At 69.9% G+C, this 25,642-nt stretch carries 22 protein-coding genes; 16 read left to right on the forward strand and 6 right to left on the reverse strand.

The genetic code is table 11. The features are described 5' to 3' along the window. Positions 1-36: 36 nt before the first annotated feature. From urtA to AB0J58_RS06265, 7 genes are all read left to right on the forward strand, one after another. On the forward strand, positions 37-1,272 hold the full coding sequence (gene urtA, locus AB0J58_RS06235; protein WP_364210970.1) for an urea ABC transporter substrate-binding protein: 1,236 nt from the start codon (positions 37-39) through the stop codon (positions 1,270-1,272). Positions 1,273-1,389: 117 nt separating this feature from the next. Continuing rightward, the gene (gene urtB, locus AB0J58_RS06240; protein ID WP_030903954.1) at positions 1,390-2,256 is read left to right on the forward strand and encodes an urea ABC transporter permease subunit UrtB; all 867 of its coding nucleotides are present in this window, start codon (positions 1,390-1,392) and stop codon (positions 2,254-2,256) included. Beyond that, positions 2,253-3,362 (forward strand): urea ABC transporter permease subunit UrtC, encoded by a 1,110-nt coding sequence (gene urtC, locus AB0J58_RS06245; RefSeq protein WP_364210974.1) that lies wholly within the window; start codon positions 2,253-2,255, stop codon positions 3,360-3,362. The genes urtB and urtC overlap by 4 nt, the downstream gene beginning before the upstream one ends. Before the next feature lie 5 nt (positions 3,363-3,367). Continuing rightward, on the forward strand, positions 3,368-4,117 hold the full coding sequence (gene urtD / locus AB0J58_RS06250) for an urea ABC transporter ATP-binding protein UrtD (RefSeq protein WP_364211059.1): 750 nt from the start codon (positions 3,368-3,370) through the stop codon (positions 4,115-4,117). Then, positions 4,095-4,784: an urea ABC transporter ATP-binding subunit UrtE gene (gene urtE, locus AB0J58_RS06255; RefSeq protein ID WP_364210977.1), complete on the forward strand. Its 690-nt coding sequence runs from the start codon at positions 4,095-4,097 to the stop codon at positions 4,782-4,784. Before urtD ends, urtE begins: the two co-directional genes overlap by 23 nt. A 113-nt stretch (positions 4,785-4,897) precedes the next feature. After that, positions 4,898-6,250, forward strand: coding sequence for a transporter substrate-binding domain-containing protein (locus AB0J58_RS06260; RefSeq protein ID WP_364210980.1), 1,353 nt, complete (start codon positions 4,898-4,900; stop codon positions 6,248-6,250). After that, entirely contained in the window at positions 6,247-7,299 is a 1,053-nt protein-coding gene (locus tag AB0J58_RS06265; protein ID WP_364210983.1) for a hypothetical protein, read from the forward strand. Before AB0J58_RS06260 ends, AB0J58_RS06265 begins: the two co-directional genes overlap by 4 nt. Here AB0J58_RS06265 and AB0J58_RS06270 read toward each other — a convergent pair. Then, positions 7,293-7,538, reverse strand: a complete 246-nt coding sequence (locus tag AB0J58_RS06270; protein ID WP_343978524.1) for a DUF2630 family protein — start codon at positions 7,536-7,538, stop codon at positions 7,293-7,295. The two genes, AB0J58_RS06265 and AB0J58_RS06270, sit on opposite strands and share 7 nt — an antisense overlap. Positions 7,539-7,831: 293 nt before the next feature. On the opposite strand from AB0J58_RS06270, the gene leuA reads away from it, so the two are divergent. From leuA to AB0J58_RS06295, 5 genes are all read left to right on the forward strand, one after another. Beyond that, positions 7,832-9,544 carry a 2-isopropylmalate synthase gene (leuA, locus tag AB0J58_RS06275; RefSeq protein WP_364210986.1) on the forward strand — a complete coding sequence of 571 codons (1,713 nt, stop codon included), beginning with the start codon at positions 7,832-7,834 and terminating at the stop codon, positions 9,542-9,544. Between the two features lie 201 nt (positions 9,545-9,745). Beyond that, positions 9,746-11,401 carry an FUSC family protein gene (locus tag AB0J58_RS06280; protein ID WP_364210989.1) on the forward strand — a complete coding sequence of 552 codons (1,656 nt, stop codon included), beginning with the start codon at positions 9,746-9,748 and terminating at the stop codon, positions 11,399-11,401. Between the two features lie 13 nt (positions 11,402-11,414). Next, the gene (locus AB0J58_RS06285; protein WP_364149144.1) at positions 11,415-11,918 is read left to right on the forward strand and encodes a MarR family transcriptional regulator; all 504 of its coding nucleotides are present in this window, start codon (positions 11,415-11,417) and stop codon (positions 11,916-11,918) included. 717 nt (positions 11,919-12,635) lie between these two features. After that, the gene (locus AB0J58_RS06290) at positions 12,636-12,944 is read left to right on the forward strand and encodes an SSI family serine proteinase inhibitor (RefSeq protein ID WP_364210992.1); all 309 of its coding nucleotides are present in this window, start codon (positions 12,636-12,638) and stop codon (positions 12,942-12,944) included. A 251-nt stretch (positions 12,945-13,195) separates the two neighbouring features. Next, positions 13,196-14,491: an FAD-binding protein gene (locus tag AB0J58_RS06295; protein ID WP_364210995.1), complete on the forward strand. Its 1,296-nt coding sequence runs from the start codon at positions 13,196-13,198 to the stop codon at positions 14,489-14,491. 117 nt (positions 14,492-14,608) lie between these two features. Here AB0J58_RS06295 and AB0J58_RS06300 read toward each other — a convergent pair whose 3' ends face one another. Both AB0J58_RS06300 and AB0J58_RS06305 read right to left on the reverse strand, forming a co-directional pair. Beyond that, positions 14,609-16,780: a DUF262 domain-containing protein gene (locus tag AB0J58_RS06300; RefSeq protein WP_364210998.1), complete on the reverse strand. Its 2,172-nt coding sequence runs from the start codon at positions 16,778-16,780 to the stop codon at positions 14,609-14,611. A gap of 204 nt (positions 16,781-16,984) precedes the next feature. After that, positions 16,985-17,683, reverse strand: a complete 699-nt coding sequence (locus AB0J58_RS06305; protein ID WP_364211001.1) for a TetR/AcrR family transcriptional regulator — start codon at positions 17,681-17,683, stop codon at positions 16,985-16,987. Between the two features lie 113 nt (positions 17,684-17,796). Between AB0J58_RS06305 and AB0J58_RS06310 the strand changes: the two genes are divergently transcribed. From AB0J58_RS06310 to AB0J58_RS06320, 3 genes are all read left to right on the forward strand, one after another. Beyond that, positions 17,797-18,141, forward strand: a complete 345-nt coding sequence (locus AB0J58_RS06310) for a YrdB family protein (protein ID WP_364211004.1) — start codon at positions 17,797-17,799, stop codon at positions 18,139-18,141. Positions 18,142-18,154: 13 nt separating this feature from the next. After that, positions 18,155-19,099: an NAD-dependent epimerase/dehydratase family protein gene (locus AB0J58_RS06315; RefSeq protein ID WP_364211007.1), complete on the forward strand. Its 945-nt coding sequence runs from the start codon at positions 18,155-18,157 to the stop codon at positions 19,097-19,099. Positions 19,100-19,191: 92 nt separating this feature from the next. Next, the gene (locus tag AB0J58_RS06320; RefSeq protein ID WP_364211010.1) at positions 19,192-20,082 is read left to right on the forward strand and encodes a Gfo/Idh/MocA family oxidoreductase; all 891 of its coding nucleotides are present in this window, start codon (positions 19,192-19,194) and stop codon (positions 20,080-20,082) included. A 25-nt stretch (positions 20,083-20,107) separates the two neighbouring features. Here AB0J58_RS06320 and AB0J58_RS06325 read toward each other — a convergent pair whose 3' ends face one another. Next, positions 20,108-21,391 (reverse strand): Glu/Leu/Phe/Val dehydrogenase, encoded by a 1,284-nt coding sequence (locus AB0J58_RS06325; protein WP_364211013.1) that lies wholly within the window; start codon positions 21,389-21,391, stop codon positions 20,108-20,110. A gap of 255 nt (positions 21,392-21,646) precedes the next feature. On the opposite strand from AB0J58_RS06325, the gene AB0J58_RS06330 reads away from it, so the two are divergent. Next, positions 21,647-23,182 (forward strand): alkaline phosphatase D family protein, encoded by a 1,536-nt coding sequence (locus AB0J58_RS06330; RefSeq protein ID WP_364211016.1) that lies wholly within the window; start codon positions 21,647-21,649, stop codon positions 23,180-23,182. Between the two features lie 286 nt (positions 23,183-23,468). Here AB0J58_RS06330 and rocD read toward each other — a convergent pair whose 3' ends face one another. Further along, on the reverse strand, positions 23,469-24,680 hold the full coding sequence (rocD, locus tag AB0J58_RS06335) for an ornithine--oxo-acid transaminase (RefSeq protein ID WP_364149138.1): 1,212 nt from the start codon (positions 24,678-24,680) through the stop codon (positions 23,469-23,471). Positions 24,681-24,723: 43 nt separating this feature from the next. Next, the gene (gene ddaH, locus AB0J58_RS06340) at positions 24,724-25,518 is read right to left on the reverse strand and encodes a dimethylargininase (protein ID WP_364211019.1); all 795 of its coding nucleotides are present in this window, start codon (positions 25,516-25,518) and stop codon (positions 24,724-24,726) included. Between the last annotated feature and the right edge of the window lie 124 nt (positions 25,519-25,642).

Raw genomic sequence — 25,642 nt, forward strand, 5'->3', positions numbered from 1 at the left:
TCGGTGCGGGGGCCGTACCGGCAAGGAGGAAAGTCATTGAGGAAGACAGCATGGTGCTCCGCGGTGGCCGTCGCGGCACTGGTCGCGACGCTGACCGCCTGCGGCGGTGAAGCCCCTGCGAACAAGGACGCGGCCGCCGCGAGCGGCGGTGAGGGAGACATCAAGGTCGGCGTCCTGCACTCGCTGAGCGGCACCATGGCCATCAGCGAGGTGACCGTCAGGGACGCCGAACTGCTCGCCATCGAGGAGATCAACGCCGCCGGGGGAGTGCTCGGCAAGAAGCTGGTCCCGGTGGTGGAGGACGGCGCGTCCGACTGGCCCACCTTCGCGGAGAAGGCCACCAAGCTCATCCGCCAGGACAAGGTCGCCACCACCTTCGGCGGGTGGACCTCCGCCAGCCGCAAGGCGATGCTGCCGGTCTTCGAGCGGAGCAAGGCCCTGCTGTGGTACCCGGTGCAGTACGAGGGCCTGGAGAGCTCGCCGTACATCTTCTACACCGGCGCCACCACCAACCAGCAGATCATCCCGGGCCTCGACTATCTCAAGGAACAGGGCAAGAAGAAGATCTTCCTGGTCGGCAGCGACTACGTCTTCCCCCGGACCGCCAACAAGATCATCAAGGCGTACGCGGCGGCGAACGACATGGAGATCCTCGGCGAGGAGTACACCCCGCTCGGCCACACCGAGTACAGCACGCTGACCAACAAGGTCCTCCAGGCCAAGCCGGACGCCGTCTTCAACACCCTCAACGGTGACAGCAACGTCGCCTTCTTCAAGCAGCTCAACAGCGCCGGGGTCACCGCGGAGAAGATGCCCGTGCTGTCGGTGAGCGTCGCCGAGGAGGAGGTCAAGGGCATCGGCGTCGACAACATCGCCGGCCACCCCGTCGCCTGGAACTACTACCAGACCACCGACAACGCGGCCAACGAGAAGTTCGTCGCCGCGTTCAAGGCCAAGTACGGCGCGGACAAGGTGACCTCCGACCCGATGGAGGCCGGATACAACGCCGTCTACCTCTGGGCCGAGGCGGTCAAGAAGGCCGGCAGCGTCGAGGTCGAGGCGGTCAGGAAGGCGGCGGGCGGCATCGCGCTGGACCGTCCCGAGGGCCTCGTCACCATCGACGGTGAGAACCAGCACATGTACAAGACGGCCAGGATCGGGGTGATCCAGCCCGACGGTCTCATCAAGGAGGTCTGGAACTCCGGTGAGCCGATCAAGCCCGACCCCTACCTCAAGGGCTACCCCTGGGCGAGTGGCCTGGCCACCGGCTGACCCCCCAAGACCGGCTCCGGACCGGGCCGTGACCAGATCACGGAAAGTACCGTGGCGCGCCCACGACGCGGCGCGGCCCGGCTCCGGAGCCACACACTCGTAGGAAGGGGACCTTCGGTGGAGGCCTTTCTCAACCAGCTCCCGATCGGCCTGTCCATCGGCGCCGTGCTGCTCCTCATCGCCCTCGGGCTGACGTTCACGTTCGGCCAGATGGGCGTGATCAACATGGCCCACGGCGAGTTCATCATGGCCGGGGCGTACACCGCCTACCTGCTCCAGGACCTCACCGGCCGGATGGCGGTGATCGTGGCCCTGCCCGTCGCCTTCCTGGTCGCCGGGCTGATGGGGCTCATCCTGGAACGGGCCGCGATCCGGCACTTCTACGGCCGCCCGCTCGACACCCTGCTGCTCACCTGGGGCGTCAGCCTCGTGCTCCAGCAACTCGCCCGCGACCTGTTCGGGGCGCCCAACGTGCAGGTCCAGGCACCCACCTGGCTGCAGGGCGGCATCGCGTCCCTGCCGTACAACCGGCTGTTCATCTTCGGCCTGGCCGTCGCCACGGTCATCGGCATCTGGGCCTACATGAACCGCACCGGCGCCGGCCGCCGGATGCAGGCCGTGATGCAGAACCGGCAGCTGGCCGCGGTCAGCGGCATCAACACCGCCCGGGTGGACCAGCGGACCTTCTTCATCGGCTCAGGGCTGGCCGGGGTCGCCGGGGTGGCGCTCACCCTCATCGGCCCCGTAGGCCCGGCGCTGGGCACCTACTACATCGTCGACGCCTTCCTGGTGGTCGTCGCCGGAGGGCTCGGCCAGCTGCGCGGCGCCGTCATCGCCGCCGCGGGCCTCGGCCTGCTCAACTCCTACGCCGAGTTCTGGAGCGACGCCAGCCTGGCGAAGGTCATCGTGTTCGCCGCGATCATCGCCTTCCTCCAGTTCCGCCCGCAGGGCCTGTTCGTACTCCGATCGAGGGCGCTCACATGAACCTCGCACGTCTCAGAGGGCCCGGGGTCTTCGCGGTGGTGGCCGTGCTCGCCCTGGTCGTCGCACCGCTGGTGCTGGAACCCTTCCGCCTCGGCCTGCTGGCCAAGTACCTCTGCTTCGCGATCATCGCCCTGGGCATCGGCCTGGCCTGGGGGCAGGGCGGCATGCTCGTCCTCGGTCAGGGCGTGTTCTTCGGCCTCGGCGGCTACGCCATGGCGATGCACCTGAAACTGGTGGACGCCCAGGGAGACCTGCCCGACTTCATGGTGTGGAGTGGGGTCGAGCAGCTGCCCGCCCTGTGGAAACCGTTCGCGAACCCGGTGCTCGCGCTCGCCATGGTCGTCGTCGGGCCGATGCTGATCGCCACGGTGCTCGGCCTGCTGGTGTTCAGGCAGCGGGTGCGCGGCGCCTACTTCGCGATCCTCACCCAGGCGCTCGCCGCCGCGTTCGTCATCCTGCTCGTCGGCCAGCAGGGCCTGACCGGCGGTACCAACGGCCTGACCAACTTCTACGACCTGTTCGGCCAGGACCTGGCGGCCGACTCCACCCAGCGCGGACTGTACTTCGTGGTCGCGGTCGTCACCGGGCTGCTCTACCTCGGTGCCCGCCAGCTGGTGGGCAGCCGCTTCGGGCGGCTGCTCGTCGCGATCAGGGACGGCGAGGACCGCGTCAGGTTCCTCGGCTACGACCCGGCCAGGGTGAAGACCGTCGTCTTCGCGATCTCAGCGGGCATGGCCGGGCTGGCGGGTGCCCTGTTCGTGCCGGTGGTCGGCATCATCTCGCCCGCGCTGCTGGGGGTGGTCCCCTCGCTCGAACTGGTCGTCGCCGTCGCGGTGGGCGGCAGGTTCGCCCTCGCCGGGGCCATCCTCGGCGCGGTCGTCATGGGGTACGCCAAGACATCCTTCAGCGAACAGTTCGCCGACGGCTGGCTCTACCTGCAAGGTGCGCTGTTCATCCTCGTCATGACCCTGGCCCCCAAGGGGATCCTCGGCCTGGCGGCGTCGGCCCGCGACGCCCTGGCCCGGCGGTCGAAGCGGCCCACGGCTCCGGAATCCCCGCACACGGACGACGCCCCCAGCAGGAGAGTCATGGAGGAAGTCGGATGAGCCCGATGATCGAGGTACGCGGGCTGTCGGTGGTCTTCGACGGCTTCCGCGCCATCGACGGCATCGACCTGACCGTCGAGGAGGGGGAACTGCGCTTCCTGATCGGCCCCAACGGGGCGGGGAAGACCACGCTCATCGACGTCATCACCGGCCTCACCCGGCCCACCGCCGGCGAGATCGTCTTCGCCGGCCGCAGCCTGGCCGGCCTGCGCGAGCACAGCATCGTCAGGCTCGGTGTCGGGCGCACCTTCCAGACCTCGGTGGTCTTCGAGGAGCTCACGGTCTCAGAGAACCTCGACCTGGCGGCCTCCTTCCGGCGTCCGCTCTGGTCGCTGGCCCGGCGCAGGCGCGGGATCTCCGAGGCCGTCGCCGACGCACTGGAGACCACGGGGCTGCGGGAGCTGGCCGACCGGCCCGCGGGGGTGCTCTCCCATGGGCAGCGGCAGTGGCTGGAGATCGGCATGCTGCTCACCCAGGGCCCCAAGCTGCTCCTGCTGGACGAGCCGGTGGCCGGGATGTCGAAGGACGAGCGGGAACGGACCGGTGAGCTGCTGACGTCCGTGGCCGACGACCACACGGTGATCGTGATCGAACATGACATGGAGTTCCTGCGCAGGTACGCCTCGCAGGTCACCGTCCTGCACGAGGGCAAGGTGCTGATCGAGGGCTCGGTGGACCAGGTCCGCGACGACCCGCGCGTGCAGGAGGTCTATCTCGGAAGGAAGCGCGGCGATGCTGTCAGTACAGGATCTTGACGCCGGGTACGGCAGGGCCCGGGTGCTGTTCGGGGTCTCCCTGCGGGTGGAGCCAGGGCAGCTGGTGTGCGTGATGGGCCGCAACGGGGTGGGCAAGACCACCCTGCTCAACACCGTGATGGGCGTGCTGCCCGCCACCGCGGGTTCGGTCACCTTCGAGGGCCGGGACGTGACGCGCCTGCCGCCGCACGAGCGGGTACGGCTCGGCATGGCGTACGTCCCCCAGGGGCACGAGACCTTCCCTCAGCTCAGCGTGCTCGGCAACCTTCAGGTCACGCTGGAGGCCTCCGGCGGCCCGCAGCAGGCGCTGGAGGAGGCGCTGGAGACCTTCCCCCGCCTGAAGCCGCTGCTCAAGCGGCGTGCCGGATTCCTGTCCGGCGGACAGCAGCAGCAGCTCGCGATCGCCCGCGCGCTCGTCACCCGACCCAGGCTGCTCATCCTGGACGAGCCCACCGAGGGCATCCAGCCCTCGATCATCATCGAGATCGAGGAGGCGATCGAGCGGCTGCACGCCTCCGGCCTGTCGCTCCTGCTGGTCGAACAGTATCTGGACCTGGCGCTCCGTCTCGCCGACCGTTTTCTCATCCTCGACGCCGGGCACGTCGCCCATTCGGGAGCGGTGGAGGAATTACACGGAGAGGAAATTCACCGCCTTCTTGCCGTGTGAGCCGCACTATTCCATATCAAGAAGGTCGTATTTGATCTCTTCTTGATGAAGAACCTCCCGCTGCGGGCGATGGCGACATAACCTACCCAGCAAAAAGGGAGTCCGGGGGTGTCATGACGGAGGAACCTGCGGACGGGGGGGCGCGAGCGGAGGGGGCGCCGGGCCCTTCCGGGAATCACGGTCGCTCCGACCGGCGACCCGGCCGCGAGGCCGGCAGGCCGGCCGACGACGAGCGCGAGGGGCGATCCGGCGGCGAGACCGGCGGATCGCCCGGTGACGGGCGTGACCGGTGGTCCGACGATCGACATGACCGTGAGCGGCGCCTCGACGGCCGGCCGGAGCGGTACGGTCATGAGCGCCGGTTCGACGAGCGGTACGAGCATGACCGATGGGACGACGACAGGTACGGACGTGACCCGCGGCCCGAGGATGCGCGGCCCTTCGAGGACGCCTACCCCGGCGCGCGGATCGATCCGCCGGGGACGCCGGCCAGGCGTGGGTTCCGCCGGTTCCGGCTGACGGCCTGGATCGCGCTGGTCGTCGCCGCGGTCGTGGTCGGGGTGTCCATCGCCTGGGTGAACGGGCCGCCCACCGAGGCCGAGCTACGGGAGAAGGCGGGGCTTCTCAGCAAGGACAGGCTCCGGATCGGCGTGAAGGACGACACCCCGGGCATCGCCCTGAGGTCGAAGGACGGGAGCGGCTTCGAGGGCTTCGACATCGACATCGCCTACATGATCGCGGCGGATCTGGGCTTCCGGCGCGACCAGGTCGAGTTCATGTCCATCGAGACCGAGGACAGGGCGCGCATGCAGGCCCGGAACGAGAACGGGGAATTCGTCAGGGTCGACCTCGTGGTGGCGACCTTCAGCGTGACGCCCGACCGCAGGGCGGACCCCTCCGTCGGCTTCTCCACGCCCTACCTCTTCACCGAGCAGTCGGTGGTGACCAGATCCGACTACGAGGACGAACACGTCGCCTCCCTGGGGCAGCTTGAGGGCAAGAAGGTCTGCTCGCTCGGGACCTCGACCTCCCTGGTCGAGTTGAGCAAGGCGATAAAGGGCAACCCCATCGCCGAGGGCCTGATCAGCAAATGCGTGGAGCGTCTCCGGAGGGGCGACATCGACGCGGTGACCACCGACGCGGCACTCCTGGCCGGGTTCGTCACGCAGGACAGGAACCTGCGCCACCACGACATCGCGCTGGAGAAGACGGAGATGTGGGCTGTCAACGCGGGGCCCAACGCCGCGCTGCGCACCCTGGTCGACCTCGCGCTCTACCGTTCCTACGCCGATCCGCAGAACCAGCGCTGGGAGGAGGCGTACAAGACCCACATCGAGCCGCTGCTGAGGACCAACCCGGGAGTGAACGTGGCCCAGGCGGAGCAGCCGTGCGCGCTTCCCCCGCCGGTGCGCCGCTGGCCGTGGGAGCGGACCCTCCCCCTCCAGGATTGTCCCTCCGCGCCTTGAAGACCGACAGGCGGGTCAGGGACGCGCCGAGGAACCAGGAGTGGTTCCTCACACTGCTGCCGGTGTTCCCGATCGTCCTGCTGGTGATGCGGCTGTGGTACGCCAGCAGGCAGGACACCCAGACGCTGCTCCTGCTCGTGCAGACCATCAGCCCGCTGGGCATGCTGAGCGCGATCCTGCTGACCACGGTGTGGGTGCTGCCCGTCGTCGTCGTCGGTGGCCGGCTCCTCGGCACCCTCTACTGGATCAGCACGGGCCGTTCCTCATGGCTGGTGCGCGCGGCCCGGCGGCTGCCCGGCTGGGTCGCGGGCCTGGCCGTCGTGGTGGGCGTGGGCACCTGGCAACTGCGCTTCCTGCCCACGCTGATGATGCTGTCGCTCGCGCTGGCGGGCCTGACCGTGCGCGAGCGGTACCCGGCCCACGAGGAGTTGCGGACCACGTTCTGCTACGCGCTGCCGCTGATCGCCGCGGTGCTGTCGTACGTGCTGCTGTGGCCTGCCGTCGTCACCGCGTTCGCCGAGCGGGACGTGGCGACCGCGATCCTGCTGACGCTCCCCCCGGTGTGCGTGCCGCTGCTGACCGGCCCGGTGCCCGCGGCGTCGGCCAGGGTGCTGACCCACGGCATCGCGATCGCGATGGCGGTGTTCACCCCGTTCCTGGTCGGCGCGGTGGTGATGAGGGCGCCGATCCTCCCGCTGATCGCGCTGGAGATCACCGAGGAGGACTCCTCCGAGGTGCTCGTGGGCTACATGGTCGCCAGTGACGACCTGATGACCACGGTCCTGCACCGCGACGGTGCGGTGAGCTTCATCTCCAACGAGCGGCTGCGGTCGAAGGTGCTCTGTCCCGACCCCGGCGAGGTGCCCAGGACATGGGCGAACCTGCACGGCTGGTACGTCGAACAGAGTGTGATCTCCTGGCTCGCCCCGGTCTCGCGGCGGACCCCGGCCGATTCACGCTGCGAGGGCCGCCCGGCCGCGGAACCCGCTCCCGTCTCCCCGTCCCCGTCCCCGACTCCGGCAGGGGCCTTGGGAGCGGGCGGTCACTGACGGTAGTCCTCGACCTCGTCGATCGGGCGGGGCGCGGCGGAGTCGGGGTCCTCGCCGAACTCGCGGCGTGCCCGGCGCTGCCTGAGCAGGTCCCATGCCTGGTCGAGAGCCTCCTCCAGCTGCTGGATCCGGTTGTTCTCCTCATGCGAGGAGATCGAGTGCGAGGTCAGTCTCTTCCGGAGCTCGCGCTCCTCGGCGATGAGCTCGTTGATGTGGGCGAGGATGTCGATGTCCTTCACGGCGGTTCCCCCCGTCAGAGTTCTCCTCTGGTGACCGTACCGTCGGAAGCCGAGCCGGTGGCGCCGGTGCGGTTCGCGTCGCGCGCCTTCCTCGGACGGCGTCCCGGAGATCTTCGAGTTCCGCCATGTGAGACCTGGGCTCGGGCATTCGAAGCCGTCTGGTAGCGTGCAATGCATGCTGCGCGGGCTGCTTCTTAGCTGCCGCGACGAGGGCCTGTAAAGGCCGGCTCCCTCGTCGCGGAGCGAGCCATGCGTGTCGGCCACGATTGTTTTCCCAGTCGAGGAGCCTTTGCATGTATCCGCAGCAGCAACCCAGCCCCATGCCGTTCAAGCGCTACGAGTCCTTCGAGCCGATCCGGCTGACCGACCGGACCTGGCCGGACAAGGTCATCGAGCGGGCACCCCGGTGGTGTGCCGTCGACCTGCGTGACGGCAACCAGGCGCTGATCGACCCCATGGACCCCCACCGCAAGCTCAAGATGTTCGAGCTGCTGGTGAAGATGGGCTACAAGGAGATCGAGGTGGGCTTCCCCGCCGCCTCCCAGACCGACTTCGACTTCGTACGGCAGATCATCGAAGAGGGGCTGATCCCCGACGACGTGGTGATCCAGGTCCTGACCCAGGCCAGGCCCGAGCTGATCGAGCGGACCTTCGAGTCGGTGCGCGGGGCCAAGCAGGCGATCATCCACCTGTACAACTCCACCTCCACCCTCCAGCGCAGGGTCGTCTTCGGCCAGGACCGCGAGGGCATCACCGCGATCGCGGTCGAGGGCGCCAAGCTCTGCAAGAAGCTGGCCGCCGAGATGGACGACACGGAGATCTACTTCCAGTACTCCCCGGAGTCCTTCACCGGCACCGAGCTGGAGTACGCGGTGGAGGTCTGCGACGCCGTCAACGACGTGTGGCAGCCCACCCCCGACCGCAAGGTCATCGTCAACCTGCCCGCCACCGTCGAGATGTCCACGCCCAACATCTACGCCGATCAGATCGAGTGGATGCACCGCAACCTGGCCTATCGCGACTCGATCGTGCTCTCCCTGCACCCCCACAACGACCGGGGCACCGCCGTCGCCGCCGCCGAGCTGGGCTACCTGGCCGGGGCGGACCGGATCGAAGGCTGCCTGTTCGGCAACGGCGAGCGCACCGGCAACGTCTGCCTGGTCACGCTGGGCATGAACCTGTTCTCGCAGGGCATCGACCCGGAGGTCGACATCTCCGACATCGATGAGATCCGCCGGATCACCGAGTACTGCACCCAGCTGCCCGTCCACCCGCGCCACCCGTGGGGCGGCGAGCTGGTCTACACCGCCTTCTCCGGATCTCACCAGGACGCCATCAAGAAGGGCTTCGAGCACCTGGAGCGCGACGCGGCCGCCGCGGGCGTCCCGGTCGGGGAGTTCACCTGGGCGGTCCCCTACCTGCCGATCGACCCCAAGGACATCGGCCGCACGTACGAGGCGGTCATCAGGGTCAACAGCCAGTCGGGCAAGGGCGGGGTCGCCTACATCATGAAGGCCGACCACCAGCTGGACCTGCCGCGCCGCCTGCAGATCGAGTTCTCCCGCGTCGTCCAGAGCCGTACCGACGCCCTCGGCGGCGAGGTGAGCCCGGCCCAGATGTTCGAGATCTTCAGCGACGAGTACCTGCCGAACGAGGCCGGCCCGTGGGGACGGCTGGGCCTGCTGGCCCACCGCACGGTCTCCCAGGGCGACGAGAAGGACGCGATCAGCGCCGACCTGCGGATCGACGGGGAGATCCGGGAGATCGAGGGTGTCGGCAACGGCCCCATCTCCGCCTTCTGCGAGGCCCTGGCCAGGGTCGGCGTCGAGGTTCGCGTCCTCGACTACGCCGAGCACGCAATGAGCGCCGGCACCGACGCCAAGGCCGCCTCCTACATCGAGTGCGAGATCGCCGGTCAGGCCCTGTGGGGTGTCGGCATCGACGCCAACACCACCGCCGCCGCGCTCAAGGCCGTCATCTCCGCGGTCAACCGCGCCAACCGCTAGCCCCCGGCACGACCCGCCGGGGCGACGCGCCCGACAACGACCCACAAGGTCACCTGTCGTCCACTCGACCGCGCCTCCCGCGTGACCCGCGGGCGCGCGGTCGAGTCGTCTCGGCGGGTGGCCGGGGCCGTGGGGAAACCGGTCGTCCTGGCACTATATGATTTACAAGTAAAACACTTGCTAACCATATGAACGGGGATCATGAAGGAACGGCCGGGGCGGCGACTGCCGCTGAGGGGGGTGTTCCGGCTCGGCCGGTTCGGCGACATCTGGCACAAGCACGCGCTCAGCGCGGTCATCGCGCTGGCGATCCCCGACCTGGTCCTTCTCGCCGTGGGCCGGCTGGATCTGGCGGTCTACACCTCCGCCGGAGCGATGTGCGCCCTGTACGGGCACGGCCTGCCGTACGCGGCGCGGGCGCGCGGCCTGATCCGGGTGGCGCTGGGCATGATCGGCGGGGTGGGGGTGGCGCTCGTCGCGTCCGGCCTCACCCGGTCCACCGCGATCCTGATCATCGTGTCCGCGGTGCTGGCCGCCCTGCACAAGGTGGTCTGCGACGCCACCCGGATCGGCCCACCCGGGAATCTGATCTTCACCTTCATGGCTGCGACCTGTGCCTTCATCCCCCAGCGGCTCACCGAGGTGCCCTTTCACCTGGCGCTCGCCGCACTGGGCGCCATCCTTGCCTGGCTGGTCTGCATGGCCCCGGCGCTCGTCCGGCCCGAGGGGCCCCAGCGGATCGCCGTCGCCCGCGCGCTGGAGGCGGTCGCGCGGCTCCCGCACGCGGCCTCCACCGGCGGCACCCCGACACCCCGGGCCCGCCACGACGCCGCCGCGGCGGTGAACGCCGCCTGGCGCACTCTCCTGCCGGTGCCCGCGAGCCCGAACCGCGGCGCGCTGGAGCGCCTGCTGGTACACGCCGAGGAGACCCTCGCGACAGGTTTCACCACCGAGGCCGCCCGGCTGACGGGCTGGGCCACCGACCTGCGCCGGAACCGGCCGCTGCCCCGCACGAGCCTCACCGAGGACGAGGCCGCCGAGCTGGCCGGCATCGCGATGGAACGGGCCGTCCGGAGCCGCGAGCCGAGCCTGCTGCGGGCGTTCCATCCGGCCTCCGCGCTGTTCCCGATCGGGATCAGGGTCGCCGTCGGCTCCGCGCTGGCCGGGTTGACCTCGATGGCACTGGGGGTCAGTCACCCCTACTGGGCGGTCGTGATGGCCGCCTCCGTCCTCCAGGCCAACGCCACGCTGTCCTGGCAACGGGCGCTGCAGCGCACCCTCGGCAGCGTGTTCGGACTTCTCGTCTTCACCCTGCTGCTGCCGATCAGCCGCACCGGGCAGCTCACGCTGGTGCTGCTGGTGCTGTTCCTCCAGTTCTGCGCCGAGGCGTTGATCACTCGTAACTACTGGCTCGGCACGGTGTGCGTGACCCCGATGGCCCTCCTGCTGACCGAGTTCTCCGGATACCAGCCCGCCGGGCAGCTGATCGCCGACCGCTGGCTGGACACCTGTGTGGGCGTCGCGGCGGGACTGCTCGGCTGCCTGCTGGTGACCAACCGCCGTACCGCCGGCCGGATCGACGCCGCCCTGCACCGGGTGGCCGTCACCCGGGCCGCGGCGGGACATCTGCTGGCGAGCGGCTCGGCGGGGCCCGGCGACATCTCCCGGGCCCGAGGCCTGCTCGTCGCCGCCCTGGTGGAACTCCGGGAGGCCGCCGAGGTCGCGGCCGGCGAGTGGTGGCAGCGTGTGCTGCCGGCGGAACGGATCGCCCACGCCGAGCAGGAGGGCCACCGTACGCTCGCGTGCCTGAGGGGACCCGTCCGGGATAGAGTCGCCTCAAATTCGATCAACGGGTGAGGGAAGCGGGGGCGTGGAGGACATCGTCGCGCAGGTGATGCGCCAGTGGCGCGGTGTCCACCCGGGGCTGGACACCGCGCCGATGGCCGTGATCGGCCGCCTCAACCGCTGTTCCCTGCTGATCCAGCAGGCCGCCGACGCGCCGCTGCGCGAGCACGGTCTGACCCGGTCGGAGTTCGACATCCTCGGTGCGCTGCGGCGGCTGGATCGGGAGCTCACCCCCAGCCAGATCGCCAGGGAGACCTTCGCCTCCGGCGCCGCCGTCACCAAGCGGTTGCGGTTCCTGGAGGAGCGCGGACTGGTGGCCCGCCGCCCCGACGACCGGGACGGGCGGGTGTCCCACCTCTCACTCACCGGGCAGGGCCGTACGCTCATCGACCAGATGCTCCCCGAGCAGGTCGACTACGACGCGTCGCTGCTGGCCGGCCTGGCCGTGGAGCGGCAGCGGGAGCTGGCGGAACTCCTCGGCGAGCTGCTCCTCCTGCTGGAGGGGCGGCTGGGCGTCCGTTCGCTCTGACCGCGCGCTCCTCCGCCCGCGGCGGCGACCGGCGGTACGAACCGGATGTGCCCGGCAGCCGAGCACTTTCCAAACTGGTGAATTCATAGCATTCCACGGCGAGTCGCTCCGAGGTGCCCCATCATTAGCGACATAGCATTTTTGCAGCTCAGGGTGTAATTCGCTCCCCCCGAACAAACCGAAAGCGACATTTTCGGCTATGTACGAAATTCGTATTTATCGGGGGAATTCATGCGATGTATCTTCGGCCTGGCCACCGCCGGGCTCGTTCTTCTCAGTGGCACGACGGCTGCCGCGGACGCGCTGCCGCAGCCGCCGGGCCGCGGGCCCGACCCGGCCGCGGGCCGGCCGATCGCCGACCCGCCTCCGTGGCCGCCGCGGCCGATGCCTCCGGGACCCGGATCGATCACGCTGCCCCCGCGACCGCCGATACCTCCGGGGCCGATGCCTCCGGGACCTGGGCCGCTGCCTCCGGGGCCCGGGTCGATGATCCCGCCCCCGAGACCTCCGTTCCCGCCACGGCCTCCGCTCCCGTGGCCGCCCGGCACGTGGGGTCAGCCGATTCCGCCTCGCCCGACCCCGCCTCCGCCGTGGCCGACTCCGTGGCCGCCGCGCCCGTTCCCGCCAAGGCCGACCGGATGGCCGCTTCCGCCGTGGCCGACTCCGTGGCCGCCGCGCCCGATTCCACCGCGCCCGATTCCGCCGTGGCCCGTGACGGTGGGCGTACCACTGGGCAGGGATCTCTCGCTGACCGTCGCGGGCAGGGCGGGCACCCGCAGCGTCCAGCTCAGTTGCTCGCCGGTCTTCGGGACGCACCCGCGCGCGGCGGACGCGTGTGCGGCGCTCTACCCGGCGCAGGGCGACCCGGCCCGGGTCAGCCCGACATGGATGGGGTGCGCGCGGGTGTACGACCCCACGACGGCGAGTGCGACCGGCACCTGGGACGGCCAGTACATCCAGTACCGGCGGACCTTCAGTAACGCGTGCGACATGCACGCCGCGACAGGTCCGGTCTTCGAGTTCTAGGTGCTCACCCTCGCGGGGCCGGAGGCGGTGAGCATCCCCCGTCGGCGCCCGTCATGAAACGGCGGCCCGATCGCCGGTGAGGGTGCTCACCGCCCCCCCGGCGGCTCCTACGCCGGCGGGGCATTCCGCCACCGTAGGAGTCTGAAATACCCTTGGGGCGGCGATGCCGTCGTCGCGCCCTCGCACGGCCATCCATATGCGGCGCGCGTTCGCCGTGCACGGCCTGGCGCGAGGCGTAGAGAGGGCACGATGTGACCGGACGGCTGCTGAACTGGGCGGGCAACATCACCTACGGCGCCGTGCGGTTCCACCGCCCCGGCAGCGTGGAGCAGCTCCAGGAACTGGTCGCCGGTAGCGACGCCGTCCGTGCACTCGGCACCCGGCACTCCTTCAACGAGATCGCCGACCGCCCCGGCGGTGATCTCGTCTCGCTGGAGGGTCTGCCGGGTGGGCCCGAACTCGACCCGGCACGCGGCACGGTCACGGTCGGCGCCGGGGTGCGTTACGGCGAGCTGAGCCGCCATCTGCACGGTGCGGGCTACGCGCTGCACAATCTCGGCTCGCTGCCGCACATCTCGGTCGCCGGTGCCTGCGCCACGGCCACGCACGGCTCGGGCGACGCCAACGGCAACCTGGCGACCGCGGTCTCCGGCCTCGAACTGGTCACCGCCGACGGTGAGGTCATCTTCCTCAGCCGGGATCGGGACGGCGACCGCTTCGCGGGGGCGGTCGTCGCGCTCGGCGCGCTGGGTGTCGTCACCAGGGTCGTCCTCGACGTCGTCCCGGCCTTCGAGGTGCGGCAGCACGTCTACGAGAACCTGCCCTGGGCGCGCCTTGAGGAGCACTTCGAGGAGATCACCTCGGCCGGGTACAGCGTGAGCATGTTCACCGGATGGAACGGCCCGGTGATCGACCAGGTGTGGGTGAAGCGGCGCGACGGCGAGCCCGGCCCGTGGGAGCCGGCGGCGCGCTGGCTGGACGCCATGGCCGCCCCGGCCGACCGGCACCCGCTGCCGGGGCTGTCCGCCGTCAACTGCACCGCGCAGCTGGGGGTGCCCGGCCCCTGGTACGACCGGCTGCCGCACTTTCGCCTGGACTTCACTCCGAGCAGCGGGGAGGAGCTCCAGTCGGAGTATCTGTTCCCGCGCCACCACGCCCTGGCCGCGCTCCGCGCGCTGGACGGGGTCAGGGACGTCGTGTCCCCCGTCCTGCAGGTGTCGGAGATCCGCACCGTCGCGGCGGACGAGTTGTGGCTGAGTCCCTCCTACCGCCAGGACGTCGTCGCGGTCCACTTCACCTGGAAGAAGGACTGGCCCGCGGTGCGCCGGGTGCTCACCGTGATCGAGGACCTGCTGGAGCCCTTCGAGGCCCGCCCCCACTGGGGCAAACTCTTCCTGATGGGCCCCGAGCGCCTGGCGTCCCGGTACGACCGGCTACCGGACTTCCGGCGGCTGGCCGCCGACCTCGACCCCACGGGCAAGTTCCGCAACCCGTTCGTGAACGATCGTCTCTTCGCGGACGGTGCCACCTCATCGGTGTCGAGGTGACGGTCTGTCCGCCGGCCGGTCGCCTCGCCGAACGGGACACTCCGGCACTGCCCCTGCTCCACGGCGCTGCCGGGTAGCGCCGACGTCGGACTGCGCCTCGCCCCCCCGACCGGTTCGTCACTTCCTGGAAACGAGGCCGCGGGTGATGGCCTCCTCGCGGAGGCGTTTCAGCGGGATCGCCGTGCCGTCGCGGTCGATGCGCCAGACGTCCCAGCCGGCGCACGCCTTGCTCCCCGCGGCCGCCGCCCCGGCGGCGGACAGGGAGTGGTAGGCCTGGTCCGTCGCCGCCAGCCTGATCCTGCCGTCCTCCTCGATCGTTGCGTGGTGGACCTCGCCCCTGACCGTACGGAAGATCTTGGTGTTCGCCGCTATCAGTCCGTGATCGATCAGGTCGATGACCTCGACGCCGTAGTGGCGGCGGCCGGAGAGCGGCTCGGGGGGAGGCGGGAGGGGGATCACCGGGAGACGGAAACCGAGTCTGGCCGGGTTCCAGATCTCCTCGCAGAGCAGCCGGTAGAGGTGCTGGCGCTCCTCGATCTCCCGCACACCGAACTCGGGGCAGGGCCGGAACGCCTTGTCGAGCCCCGAGTCCTTGAGGTAGTGCGTGAACGGGGTGTTGCGCACGCGGCTCTTGGGATGCAGGGAGGCGGCGAGCCGGTTCTCCGCGTAGTAGTGCTCGATCTTCTTGGCGTAGGGGTCGTCCCGGAAGCTCGCGTTGACCGACTTGGGCAGGAGCAGCAGGGCGCCGAGGCGGTTGCGCCGGATGTAGAACTCCGCGGTGGTCTTGACGGCGTCCCGGTACCGTTCGAAGCGGTTGGCCCAGATGTGCTCGATCTCGTAGTCGCGCCGTCCCCGCAGGAAGTCGTACTCGTGCTGTCCGCCCTCGCAGGCGCGCTGGACGTGGGCGGTCATCCGGGAGAGCAGGTAGCGGACCACGCGGCGGTTGTTGGCCCGCAGCCCGAAGGAGGCCAGTTCGCGGAAGTCGTGGTCGAGCAGGGAGGTCTCCCGGCCGAGGACCGTGGCGACGTCATCGACGGTCCGGCAGATCCGCAGGACGGGAATCAGCCGGTGGATGATCTCGTCGAGGTCGCGGCGCTGCACGGGAAGGTTGTTGACGCACCTGCGCACGTAGAGGAGGTCGAGGAAGGACGCGACCATCGAGGTCTTCCGGGTGAACGTCTCGTCGGAGTCGTCGGGGGAGACGACGGAGAGCAGGAGGGTGAACTGGCCGTCGATGCCGTTGTAGCCGTTGAAGTAGACGGCGGCCAGGGCGGGGCTGAACTCCCGGCAGGCGCGGAGCAGTTCGCAGTAGCGTTTCGACACGTCCGTGAGCCTCCGCACGAACTTTTCGGCCTCTGCCGGGCGGCCGAGGCCCAGCTGGACGTCGTTGCGCAGGATCCACTCGTGGACGGCCCGCCCGATCTCGGCGGCGTCCTCGGAGTCCTTGTCGAGGTGCGCGTACTGCGCCAGCAGGAACGAGCGGACGTACGCGCTGGGTGTGTTGGCCTCGGGGGAGTCGGTCTCGGCGGTGGTGAGCCGGGCCAGCATGTCGGCCCACTCCCTGCCCAGGCCCTCGCGTGCCTGCTCGCCGATCCGCCGGAAGAGGTGGCCCTTGAGCAGGTCCACGTGGCTCAGCCGGAGCCCGCGGTCGTTCATCGACACGAAGATCTCGCGGCCGTTCTCCTGGTCGAGGGCCCGGATGCCGACCAGGCAGACCCGGTCCAGCAGCCACCGGACGAAGGGCACCAGGGCCTCGCCGCGCAACTTCTCGGGGAACTCCCCGTCGATCTCCCTGCTCCGGTCGTGCAGGTTGCGCACCGAGACGTGCGCGTCGTCGGGCAGGGTGAACCCCTTGAGACCGTTCCAATCGGTGACCAGGGAGTTGAGCAACTGTGCGCGGGACAGTTCCTCGGAGCTGCCGACCTTGAAGCTCCGCCTGCCGTGCCGCGCCGTGTAGGTGAGCCCTTCCAGCTCGTCGACGTTGATCGGCATCTCCTGGTCGAGCAGCAGTTGCCGGAGATAGATCAGTACGAGGTGGAGGGTGGTGACGCGCTGCTGGCCGTCGACGAGGAAGGTGCGGCCGTCGCTCTCGTGGTAGACGTAGGGGCCCAGGAAGTACGGGGCGTAGCGGCCGGCCTCCTCCTGGTCGTGCAGGGGGTTCCACTGGCTGAGGAAGCGCTGACTGAGGTCGTCGATCAGCGTGCTGACCTCGTGCCGGGTCCAGGTGTACTCCCGCTGGTAGTAGTCCAGTGCGAAGGAGTTCCGCTCGAAGAGGGCACGAACCGTCACACCCTCACCGTGAATAGGACTTTCCACCATGAAGTCGGCAGTGCCTCTCGCTGGGGGCGACTCACTCAAGAGCTGATTATTCTCATTTATCACTTTGAACCGGCGAGCGTTACCGACCGCCGCGAAGTCGTGACCTGGATCTCCGAAAGGGGCGGGTCCGAAGGGACCTCGCGCTGTGACGGTCGCCCCTTCGGAGGCCGGGTGTCAGGCGGGTAGGCCGAGCATGGCCGCGTGGCAGCGCATGGTGTGGTCGAAGGCCGCGGTGCGGTCCATAATCGTGTTGTTGAACTGGCCGAACAACTCGAAGCTGATCCAGCCGAACAGGCCGGTCCAGGCGATCAGGCTGCGGACGATCACGTCGTCGGGAACGTCGGGCATCAGCTCGCGCACGCGTGCGGCGTCCTCGCGGAAGGACGGCGGTACGGGCGGGTGGTCGCCGGGCGGGTTCAGGGCTCCGGCCCGGTGGGCGTCGGAGACGATCCGGCCGTAGACGACGGTGTCGCGGATTGCGGCGGGGACGGTGTCCTGCGGGGCCTGGTAGCCGGGGACGGGGGAGCCGTACAGCAGGGCGTACTCGTGCGGGTGGACCAGCGCCCAGTCCCGTACGGCGTGGCAGACCGCCATCCACCTGCCCGCGTGTTCGGTGTGCGGGACGGCCGCGTCGGCGTTCTCCACGGCCTCGCCGAGGGCGTTGTAGCCGTCGATGATCAGGGCCGTGAGCAGGTCGTCCTTGGAGGGGAAGTAGCGGTAGATCGCGGAGGAGGCCATGCCCAGCTCGCGGGCGACCGCGCGCAGGGACAGGCCGCTCGCGCCGTCGACGGCCAGTTGCCGGCGGGCGACGTCGGTGATCTCGCGGGTCAGCTCGGCCCTGACCCTCTCGCGTGCGGTGCGGCTCGAACTCATGCCGCGACCATATCAGAGCACTGGAAAGAAACGAGAGCACTGCTCTTGACGAGCGGTGCTCTTTAGCGAGAGCATTGCTCTCAGAACGGAACGGCAATCTCTGAGGAGCCTCCATGATCTCCCTGGCCAGGAACGCCAACCTGCTCGTCATGTTCCTGCTGGAGCTGGGCGTGCTGGCCTCGGTCGGCTACTGGGGTTTCGTCACCGGCTCGAACTGGCCGGTGAAACTACTCCTCGGCCTCGGTGGCCCGGCGCTGTTCGTCGCGGCCTGGGCGATCTTCGGCGCGGCCAACGGCGCGATGATCCCGCTCACCGGTCTCGCCCGCGCCGTCCTGGAGGTGCTCTGGTTCGGCGGCGGCGCCGCGGCGCTGGTCATGGCCGGCCGCGTCGTCCCCGGGATCGCCTTCGCCACCGTCTTCGTCGTCAACGCCGCGCTGCGGCTCATCTGGAACCAGTGAAGGAAGAACCATCATGGCCAAGCACGTCATCGCGGGAGCCGGTCAGGTCGGCTCCGAGGTCGCCCGGTTGCTGGCCGGGCGGGGACACGAGGTGGTCCTGGTCAGCCGCTCGGGCTCCGGACCCGAGCTGCCGGGCATCCGCAGGGTCGCCGCCGACGCGGGCGACCGCGCGGGACTGACCGCCCTGACCGAGGGCGCCGCGGTCCTCTACAACTGCGTCAATCCGCCCTACCACCGGTGGGCGCGCGACTGGCCGCCGCTCGCCGCGTCGCTGCTGGGCGCCGCCGAGGACACCGGCGCCGGATATGTCATCCTCGGCAACCTCTACGTCTACGCCGCGCCCACCGGGCCGATGCGGGAGAGCGACCCGCTGACCCCGCCCAGCGCCAAGGGCGAGGTGCGGGTCCGGATGTGGCAGGAGGCCCTGGCCGCGCACCGGGCGGGCCGGGTCAGGGTGACCGAGGTGCGCGGGTCCGACTACTTCGGCCCCGGCTGCCTGGACCAGTCGCACCTGGGAGAGAGGCTCGTCCCCAGACTGCTGGCGGGCCGGACCGTCCGCGTCATCGGTGACCCCGCGCAGCCGCACAGCTGGACGTATGTGCCCGATGTCGCGCGGGCCCTGGTCGCGGCGGGCGAGGGCGACCGGGCCTGGGGCCGTGCGTGGCACGTCCCGACGAACGAGCCGATGGCGGTGCGCGAGGTCGCCGGGCGGCTGTGCGCGCTCGCCGGGATCCCCGACCCGGGGGTCAAGGCCATGCCCCACTGGCTGCTACGCGCCGCCGGGACCTTCTCCCCGATGCTCGGCGAGCTGGAGGAACTGCGCTACCAGTTCGTCCGGCCCTTCGTCCTGGACTTGGATGACTTCCAGGCGGCCTTCGGCATCGCGCCGACCCCGATGGACGAGGCACTGACCGCGACGATCGCATGGTGGCGCGACCGCCTGGCCGCGGCGGCGTAGCGACGCGGGCCGCGTGCCGTACGGCGCGTGCGCCGGCGCGGGGGCGCGACGCGCGCGCCGAGGAGGGGCGCACGTCTGAGTACGCTCTCAACATGAAGATCGCTGTCATCGGCCTCGGGGACATCGCGCAGAAGGCATACCTGCCCGTCCTCGGCGCGACCCCCGGCCTCGACCTGCACCTGTGCACTCGCGACCGTGCCACACTCGACCGCCTGGGCGACGCCTACCGGGTCGAACGCCGGCTCTCCTCGGTGGACGAGGTGCTCGGCGCGGGGGTCGAGGCGGCCTTCGTGCATGTCGCGACGGAGGCGCACGGAGGGGTCGTCGAGTCGCTGCTGCGAGCCGGCGTCCACGTCTACCTGGACAAGCCGATCGCCTACACCCTCGCCGAGGCCGAGCGCCTGGTGCGGCTCGCGCGGGAGAGCGAGCGGTCGCTGCTCGTCGGTTTCAACCGCCGCAGGGCGCCGTCCTACGCCGCTCTGCGCGATCTTCCCCGCGACCTGGTGGTGATGCAGAAGCACCGTGCGCGCCTTCCGGACGACCCGCGGACCGTCGTCTACGACGATTTCATTCACGTTGTGGACACGCTCAGGTTCCTGATGCCGGGCGAGGTCGAGCACACCGTCGTCCGCACCCGGGTCAGGGAGGGGCTGCTGGAGCACGTGACGCTGGAGCTCTCCGGGGACGGCTTCACCGCCTTCGGGATCATGAACAGGGTGGGCGGCCTGGCGGAGGAGAGCGTGGAGGTCATGGGCGGTGGGGCCAAGCGCCGGGTGGTCAACATGGCCGACGTGACCGACCACACCGGCGCCGAGACCCTGACCAGGCGGGGCGACTGGACCCCGGTCTCCCGGCAGCGGGGTATCGAGCAGCTCTGCCTGGAGTTCCTCGACGCGGTCCGCTCCGGCACCGTCCTCGACGCCGGCGACGCCCTGGCCACCCACGCGATCTGCGAGGACATCGTCACCGCCGCGGCCCGGTAGCGTGCGACGGGACGCGACCTCGGGATCAGAGCCCGCGCGAGCGGTGCGCCTCGGCGACCCGGCCGACGCCGATCACATGGGCGGCCTGGCGCAGAGTGATCCCGCACTCGGCCGAGACCTCCGCGACCGTGTCGAACGCGTTCTCCACGAGGCCGCGGAGCCTGGCGTCCACCTCGCGAGCGCTCCAGGAGCGAGCCTGTGCCTCCTGCAGCCACTCCAGGTAGGAGACGATCACACCGCCCGCGTTGGCCAGGATGTCGGGGACCACCGTGACACCCGCGTCGGCGAGGATCCGGTCCGCCCCGGGCGTGGTGGGGCAGCTGGCGCCCTCCACGATCAGGCCGGCTCTGATCCGGGGGGCGTTCTCCTCGGTGATCGCTCCCTCCAGAGCCGCCGGAACGAGCACGTCCACGTCGAGTTCCAGCAGGTCGTCGTGGGACAGCGGGTCCGCCTCGGGGTATCCGCGCACCCCGCCGGTCTCCTTCGACCACGCCCGCAGACCGTCGACGTCCAGGCCCGAACGGTTGACCACGGCCCCGGTGCTGTCGGAGACCGCGACCACGAGAGCGCCCGCGTCGGCGAGGTGGCGCGCGGCGGGGGCGCCGACCTTGCCGAAGCCCTGGACCGCGACGGTACGGCCCCCGGGGGAGCCGCGCATCGCCCTGAGCGTGGCGAACCGCACGCCGCGTGAGGTGGCCTCCGCCCGCTCCGGCGCGCCGCCGCAGGCCGCCGATCCGTCGGCCATCACGCCGGGCACCGGGTAGCCCGCGTTCACCGAGTAGGTGTCCATGATCCAGGCCATGGTCCGCCTGTCGGTGCCGACCTCGGGGGCCGGGACGTCCCGCTCGGGGCCGACGATCGGCAGCACCTCGTTGACGTAGCGGCGGGTGACCCGCTCCAGCTCCCGGGCGCTCAGCGAGGCGGGGTCCACCGAGACGCCGCCCTGGGCGCCTCCGTACGGGATGCCGGCCAGCGCGCACTTCCACGTCATCCCCATGGCCAGCGCGGTGACCTCGTGTACGTCGGTGCCAGGGTGGAAACGGATGCCGCCCTTCGCCGGGCCGCGGGTGATGTTGTGCTGCACCCGGAAACCCTGCACGACGTCCATCCGGCCGTCCTCACGGCGGACCGGGACCGACACGGTGAGCGAGCGGCGGGGAGTGGCGAGCACGGCGCGCAGGCTGTCGTCCAGGTCCAGCCGGTCGGCCGCCTGGTCGAGCTGGAAGAGCGCGGAGTCGAGGGCCTGCCGGCCTGGGCTGACGGGAGCGGTGGTGGCCGGCGTCGTCGACGGCACCGTGAGCGTCCTCAAGGGAAACCTCCGTACGGAGCACATGGTCACGATCAGAGTAGGTGTGGTTTTTTGCCTGCGGGGACGGGCAGTGTTTCGTTCTCGTGACCGCTCCGAGGCCCGGTCGCGTCACCGCGACCGGATGGTGCGTTGTTATCTGCCCGCGTCTCTGGGCAATCTGGGGGGAAGGTAAGGATCTGGTGGGCTTCCAGTAAGGATTCCTGCCGTCATGCGGTGACTGAGGGGATGAAGGTGCCGGAACTTGTAGTCGGACCGATGCTGCGTTACGTCGACGAGACGAGCGCGTCGGTATGGCTGGAGACGAGCGAGCCGTGCGAGGTGACGGTCGAGGTCGACGGCGCGAGCTCGCAGGCCAGGACGTTCACGGTGCACGGTCACCACTACGCGATCGTTGACGTGGCGGGTGGCGGGACCTACCAGGTACGCCTGGGTGCCGAGACCGTGTGGCCGTTGCCCGACCAGCCGCCCAGCCGCATCCGCCTGCTCGGCCCCGACGGGCCGGACCGGGTGATGTTCGGCTCCTGCCGGACCAGCGTGCCGCACGACACCCTGCACACGATCTCCCACGGGGTGGACATGCTGCGCGCGTACGGCTGCACCCTGATGGAGACGCCCGAGGATCGCTGGCCCGACCTGCTGCTGCTCCTCGGCGACCAGGTCTATGCCGACGAGCCCTCCGCCGAGATGCTGGAGTTCATCGGAAACCGCAGGGACAGCGAGCCGAAGAAGGAGATCGCCGACTTCGAGGAGTACGCCGAGCTGTACCGCCTGGCGTGGACCGACCCGGAGATCCGCTGGATCCTCTCCACGGTGCCCACCGCGATGATCTTCGACGACCACGACCTGCGCGACGATTTCAACACCTCCAGCACCTGGCGCGAGCAGATGGAGCACGTTCCGTGGTGGCGGCGCCGGGTGATCTCCGGAATCGGCGCCTACTGGGTCTACCAGCACCTGGGCAACATGTCGCCGGCGGAGCGCGCCGCCGACGAGCTGCTCAGCAAGGTCTGCGCGGCCGAGGCCGACGGCGCGGAGGTCCTCGACGCCTTCGCCGACCACGCCTACGACGTACCCGCCGACAGCCGGTGGAGCTACGCCCGCGACCTCGGCGACACCCGTCTGATCATGCTCGACTCCCGTTGCTCCCGCCAGCTCACCCCCGGCGACCGGCGCATGATCGACCCGGTGGAGTGGGAGTGGCTCACCGAGCAGCTCCGCAGGGACGGCGCGAAGCGCTACGTGATCGGCTCCTCGGTGCCGTTCCTGCTCCCCGCGGGCATCCATCACATCCAGAACTGGAACGAGGCGCTGGCGCAGGGGGCCTGGGGCGCCAGGGTGGCCCGCTGGTCGGAGGCGCTGCGCCAGGGGCTGGACCTGGAGCACTGGGCGGCCTTCCGGCGCTCCTTCGAGGACCTGTCCAGGCTGCTGGCCGGGCTGGGCAGGCCGGTGATCATACTCTCCGGAGACGTGCACTACTCCTATGTCTCGAAGGCGCGCGGGCTCCCCATCTACCAGCTGGTCTGCTCGCCGATCCGCAACCCGCTGAGTCGCACACTCCGCCTGGCCAACATCGTCGCCCAGTTCGGCGTCGCCAGCCTGATCGGACGCTCCCTGTCCCGCCTGGCCAAGATCCCCAAGGCGCCCTTCAAGTGGCGGATCACCAACGGCCCGTGGTTCTCCAACGCGGTGGCCGTGCTCTCCCTGGACACCGCCCCGACGTCCGTCCGCTGGGAGACCGCCACCGGAACCGACATCTCAGAGATCGCCACGGTGGAGTTGGAGGGGATCTAGCAATACTTCGCTGGTTCGTCACGGTGGTCGTTGACAGCAGGTGGGGCACAAGCCGGTCCAGGCCGCCAACAGAATCTGAAGCATACGCAAGCGCGAAGGAGGTGAACACCTCGCCCGCGAAGTCCTCAAGACGGCCTGGAACATCGGCCGGCTCGGCCGGAGTCATCCGGAGACCATCTAATACAGGATCATCTCGAACCGAGAAAGTACCGCCGGGAGCCGCCCCCTGGTCCCCATCTGGGAGTCAGGGGCGGCTCCCGGTGTTCGGCCCGTCAGGGCCGGTGGCTCACTCCGCCAGCTCGGCGAGGACGGCGCCGAGCTGGTCGATCGCCCAGACGAGGTCCTCCTCGGAGATGACGATCGGCGGGGCGAGACGGACCGTCGAGCCGTGAGTGTCCTTGGCCAGGACGCCATGGGCCATGAGCGCCTTGGAGACCTCACGCCCGCTGGCCAGGGACGGGTCGATGTCGACGCCCGCCCACAGGCCGCGGCCGCGGACGGTGACCACGCCCTGGCCGATCAGGCCGCGCAGCCTCTCGTGCATGACCTCGCCGAGCTCCCTGGCCCGCGCCTGGTACTCGCCGGTGCCGAGCATCTCGATGACCGCGTTCGCGACCGCGCAGGCGAGGGGGTTACCGCCGAAGGTGGAGCCGTGCTGCCCCGGCCTGATCACACCGAGCACATCCTCGTTCGCGGTGATCGCCGAGACCGGGACGACGCCGCCGCCCAGGGCCTTGCCCAGTACGTAGATGTCGGGGACGACGCCCTCGTGGTCGCAGGCGAAGGTGTCGCCGGTGCGGCCCAGACCCGACTGGATCTCGTCGGCGATCATCAGGATGTTCTCCGCGGTACACAGCTCGCGGACCTCGGTGAGGTACCCGTCCGGCGGGACCAGCACGCCGGCCTCGCCCTGGATGGGCTCCAGCAGCACCGCGACGGTGTTGGCGTCGATGACCTCGTGGATCGCCTCGACGGAGCCGTACTTCACGACCTTGAAGCCGGGGGTGTACGGGCCGAATCCGTCGTGGGCGTCGGGGTCGGTGGAGAAGCTGACGATCGTGGTGGTGCGGCCGTGGAAGTTGTCCTCCATCACGATGATGTTGGCCTGCTCGGCGGCCACCCCCTTGACCTCGTAGCCCCACTTGCGGGCCACCTTGATCGCGGTCTCCACGGCCTCGGCGCCGGTGTTCATCGGCAGGACCATGTCCTTGCCGGTGAGGTCGCCCAGCCCGGCGGCGAAGGTGGCGAACTGGTCGTGGAAGAAGGCCCGGCTGGTCAGGGTGAGCCTGGACAGCTGCTCCTGGGCCGCTGCGATGATCTTCGGATTGCCGTGCCCGAAGTTCAGCGAGGAGTAGCCGGACAGGCAGTCCAGGAAGCGCCTGCCCTCCACGTCGACCACCCAGGCACCCTGCGCCTCGGATATCACGACGGGCAGGGGATGGTAGTTGTGAGCGCTGCGGCGCTCGCTCAGCTCGATGAAGTCGTCCGTGCTGGTCATTCGGTATCCGCCCCTCCTAGGTCCGTGGCCGTTTCGCCCGGCACTATCCCCTGATCTCCAGCGTGCAGCATTTCGGACCGCCCCCGGCCTTGCGGAGCTCCGACAGGTCCACGGGGATGACCTCGAAGCCCCGGCGCTTGAGCTCCAGCTGGAGGTCGGTGGCCTCGATGTTGATCACCACGTTGGTGCCGTCGCTGACCGCGTTGAGGCCCAGCACGGAGGCGTCGCCCTCACTCGCGATGATGGCGTCGGGGAAGAGGGCGCGGAGCACCTCCTGGCTTCCAGGAGAGAAAGCCCCTGGGAAGTATGCCACGTTATGTCCGTTCAGCGGGAAGAGGGCGGTGTCCAGGTGGTAGAACCGCGGATCCACCAGCTGCAGGGTGACCACCGGCCGGCCGAGGAACTCCTGGGCCTCCTTGTGGGCGAAGATGTCGGTGCGGAAGCCGGTGCCGGCCAGCACCAGGTGGTCGAGGGTGAGGAAGTCCCCCTCGCCCTCGTTGGTGAAGGTCGCCTCCTGGGCCCGCTCGTAGCCGTTGTCGACGAACCAATCCAGGTAGGCGGGCCCCTCGGCCGCCCGCTGCGGGTGGGTGAACCGCGCGCCGTACACGCGGCCGCCGACCACCAGCGCCCCGTTGGCGGCGAAGACCATGTCCGGCAGGCCCTCCACCGGGTCGATGAGGCTGACGCGGTGGCCGAGCTCCTGGTAGGCGCTCCTGAGCGTCTCCCACTGGCTGATCGCCACCTCGCGGTCGGCACCGGCCTCGGGGTGCATCCACGGGTTGATCGCGTACTCAACCGCGAAGTGGTCGGGCCGACACATGAGGTAGTGCCTCGTCATGAATAACCCCGTATCGAAGGTCGTGGTGAAATGCCGGCCCAGTGGCGGCGACATCAGCCTAGGAAACGGTGTTCTCGCAGGCCAAGAGCTTGCCCTTGCGTTCTGGCGCAGGTTTCTTGCGCGC

It is taken from the genome of Streptosporangium sp. NPDC049644, assembly GCF_040675205.1.
GTDB classification, from domain to species: domain Bacteria; phylum Actinomycetota; class Actinomycetes; order Streptosporangiales; family Streptosporangiaceae; genus Streptosporangium; species Streptosporangium fukuiense.

Excerpts from the sequence above, each read along its gene's own strand:
- leuA (WP_364210986.1), top strand. The coding sequence starts at position 7,832 with ATGTATCCGCAGCAGCAACCCAGCCCCATGCCGTTCAAGCGCTACGAG.
- ddaH (WP_364211019.1), bottom strand. The coding sequence starts at position 25,518 with ATGACGAGGCACTACCTCATGTGTCGGCCCGACCACTTCGCGGTTGAG.
- rocD (WP_364149138.1), bottom strand. The coding sequence starts at position 24,680 with ATGACCAGCACGGACGACTTCATCGAGCTGAGCGAGCGCCGCAGCGCT.
- urtC (WP_364210974.1), top strand. The coding sequence starts at position 2,253 with ATGAACCTCGCACGTCTCAGAGGGCCCGGGGTCTTCGCGGTGGTGGCC.
- urtE (WP_364210977.1), top strand. The coding sequence starts at position 4,095 with ATGCTGTCAGTACAGGATCTTGACGCCGGGTACGGCAGGGCCCGGGTG.
- AB0J58_RS06320 (WP_364211010.1), top strand. The coding sequence starts at position 19,192 with ATGAAGATCGCTGTCATCGGCCTCGGGGACATCGCGCAGAAGGCATAC.
- AB0J58_RS06310 (WP_364211004.1), top strand. The coding sequence starts at position 17,797 with ATGATCTCCCTGGCCAGGAACGCCAACCTGCTCGTCATGTTCCTGCTG.
- urtD (WP_364211059.1), top strand. The coding sequence starts at position 3,368 with ATGATCGAGGTACGCGGGCTGTCGGTGGTCTTCGACGGCTTCCGCGCC.
- AB0J58_RS06315 (WP_364211007.1), top strand. The coding sequence starts at position 18,155 with ATGGCCAAGCACGTCATCGCGGGAGCCGGTCAGGTCGGCTCCGAGGTC.
- AB0J58_RS06260 (WP_364210980.1), top strand. The coding sequence starts at position 4,898 with ATGACGGAGGAACCTGCGGACGGGGGGGCGCGAGCGGAGGGGGCGCCG.
- AB0J58_RS06280 (WP_364210989.1), top strand. The coding sequence starts at position 9,746 with ATGAAGGAACGGCCGGGGCGGCGACTGCCGCTGAGGGGGGTGTTCCGG.
- AB0J58_RS06330 (WP_364211016.1), top strand. The coding sequence starts at position 21,647 with ATGCTGCGTTACGTCGACGAGACGAGCGCGTCGGTATGGCTGGAGACG.
- AB0J58_RS06305 (WP_364211001.1), bottom strand. The coding sequence starts at position 17,683 with ATGAGTTCGAGCCGCACCGCACGCGAGAGGGTCAGGGCCGAGCTGACC.